The organism is Streptomyces caelestis (genome assembly GCF_001279005.1).
Classification (GTDB): domain Bacteria; phylum Actinomycetota; class Actinomycetes; order Streptomycetales; family Streptomycetaceae; genus Streptomyces; species Streptomyces heliomycini.
Map to the genome: position 1 here is coordinate 1 of NZ_LGCN01000136.1, position 280 is coordinate 280.

Here is a 280-nt window from a genome sequence, read left to right on the forward strand (position 1 = left end):
ATCAGCGTCTTGATCCTGGCCAGGGTCCAGGCCTGGTCCGGCCGGCCGTGCGCGACCGGCCCCTTGGCCAGCTCCTGCTCCAAAACCGCGAACAGGGCCTCGTTCAGCTTGGGACGGGCGGCCGATCCCTTGGAGTGCAGGGTCTGCCGGCCGCCTTCCTGCCAGGAACGGCGCCAGCGCTGCACCGAGCGCACACTGACCCGCAGCTCCTTCGCCACCGCCGCATTGTCCTGTCCCGCGGCGAACATCCCGGCCGCCTCCATACGGATGCGTTCACGAA

General features: G+C 69.6%; 1 protein-coding gene. It reads right to left on the reverse strand.

Features of this window, described 5'->3' with window-relative positions; all coding sequences use genetic code 11:
* On the reverse strand, positions 1-280 hold a 280-nt coding region (locus ADK41_RS13755; protein WP_159043970.1), incomplete at both ends, for a helix-turn-helix domain-containing protein.